This window comes from Kitasatospora sp. NPDC089509, from assembly GCF_044749365.1.
Taxonomy (GTDB): Bacteria; Actinomycetota; Actinomycetes; order Streptomycetales; family Streptomycetaceae; genus Kitasatospora.
In genome coordinates this window covers 1-2150 of sequence record NZ_JBIVHS010000060.1, presented here as the reverse complement: position 1 = coordinate 2150, position 2150 = coordinate 1, and the positions used below count along the sequence as shown (strand labels likewise).

Here is a 2150-nt window from a genome sequence, read left to right as displayed (position 1 = left end):
CTGGTCAACCCGGCGCGTTCGATGGCCCGTCACCCGCTGTTCCAGGTGATGCTGGCGTTCCAGAACACCCCGCAGGTCAGCCTCGACCTCCAGGGCCTCAGCTTCACCCTGGAACCCGTCGACCTCGACATCGCCAAGTTCGACCTCTCCGTCAACGTGCAGGAGCAGCACGGCGAGCAGGGCCCGGACGGCATCCGCGGGGTGCTGGAGTACAACGGCGACCTGTTCGACCGGTCGACCGCCCAGGCGCTGGCCGTCCGCTTCGAGCGGGTGTTGCGCGCGGTCGTCGCCGACCCGGACCGGCCGATCGCCGTCCTGGACCTCCTCGACCAGGAGGAGCGCCGACGGCTCCTGCTGGACTGGAACGACACCAAGGTCGCCGTCGACCACGCCTGCCTGCCGGAGCTGTTCGAGGCGCAGGCCGCCCGCACCCCCGCGGCCACCGCCGTGCTGGAGGGCGACCTCGCGCTGAGCTACGCCGAGCTGAACGCCCGCGCCAACGGCATCGCGCACCGGCTGATCGAGGCGGGCGTGGGCCCCGAGGACCTGGTCGCGGTGGTGCTGCCGCGCTCCGCGCAGCTGATGTGCGCCCTGCTCGGCGTCGTGAAGGCCGGAGCGGCCTACCTCCCGGTCGACCCCGACTACCCCGCCGAGCGCATCGACTACATGCTGCGCGACGCCGCACCGGCCCTGGTGATCTCCGCCGACGGCGCCCTCGCGGACGGCCTCCGGGCCGACGGACTGAAGATCGACGGGCTGACGGTCGACGGGCTGACGGTCGACGGCCTGCGGGCCGACGGACCGGCCCCCGTCGACGCCAACCCGACGGACCGCGACCGGGTGCGCCCGCTGCGGCCGCACCACCCCGCGTACGTCATCTACACCTCCGGCTCCACCGGCCGGCCCAAGGGCGTGCTGGTGGAACAGCACAACCTGGTCGACTACCTGGAGTGGGCCGGCCGCAGCTACCCCAGTGCGGCCGGGGCGGCGGTGCTGCACTCCTCGGTGTCCTTCGACATGACGGTCACCGCGCTGTTCACCCCGCTGACCGTCGGCGGCTGCGTGCGGATCGCCGAGCTGGAGGACGCCGCGGCGGCGGGCACCGCCCCCACCCTGGTGAAGGGCACCCCGAGCCACCTGCCGCTGCTGGAGGCCCTGCCCGCCGACGCCTCGCCCACCGGCGACCTGCTGCTCGCGGGTGAGCCGCTGACCGCCGGGACGCTGCGGAGCTGGCGCCGGGCGCACCCGGCCGTGACCGTGCGCAATGTGTACGGCCCGACCGAGACCACGGTGAGCTGCGCCGAGTACCGGATCGAGCCGGGCACCGAGCCCGGCACCGGCATCCTGCCGGTCGGCCGACCGCTCTCGAACACCCGCCTCTACGTGCTCGGCGCCGGGCTGGTCCCGGTCCCGGCCGGGGTGACCGGCGAGCTGTACGTGGCCGGGAACGGCGTGGCGCGCGGCTACCTCGGCCGGCCCGGGCTGACCGCCGAGCGCTTCGTGGCCGACCCCTTCGGCGAGCCCGGCTCCCGGATGTACCGCACCGGTGACTTGGCCCGCTGGACCGAGGACGGCGAACTCGTCGTCATCGGCCGTGCGGACCACCAGGTGAAGCTGCGCGGCTTCCGGATCGAGCTCGGCGAGATCGAGGCCGTGCTGGCCCGCCACCCCGCCGTGGCCCGCGCCACCGTCCTGGTCCGCGAGGACCAGCCCGGTGACAAGCGCCTGGTCGGCTACGTCGTCCCGCGCGGCGAGAGCCTGCCGGACGCCGCCGAACTGCGCTCCCACGTCGCCACCGCGCTCCCGGACTACATGGTGCCGGCGGCTGTGGTGGTGCTGGGTGTGCTGCCGTTGACGCCGAACGGGAAGGTGGACCGGAAGGCGCTGCCGGTGCCGGACTTCGGTGCGGTGGTGTCGGGTCGTGGGCCGCGGACCGCGCGGGAGGAGGTGCTGTGCGGGGTCTTCGCGGAGGTGCTGGGCCTGGAGCGGGTCGGTATCGACGACGACTTCTTCGAGCTGGGTGGGCATTCGCTGTTGGCGACGCGTCTGGTGAGTCGGGTGCGTGCGGTGCTGGGTGTGGAGTTGCCGTTGCGGGCGTTGTTCGAGACGCCGACGGTGGCGGGTCTGGTGGGTGCGGCGGGTGAGCCGGT

Annotated in this window: 1 protein-coding gene; it reads left to right on the top strand. The window is 73.7% G+C overall.

Features of this window, described 5'->3' with window-relative positions:
- Positions 1 to 21: 21 nt before the first annotated feature.
- The coding region (locus ACIP4P_RS45050; protein ID WP_400930338.1) for an amino acid adenylation domain-containing protein at positions 22 to 2150 on the top strand (2129 nt) is incomplete at its 3' end.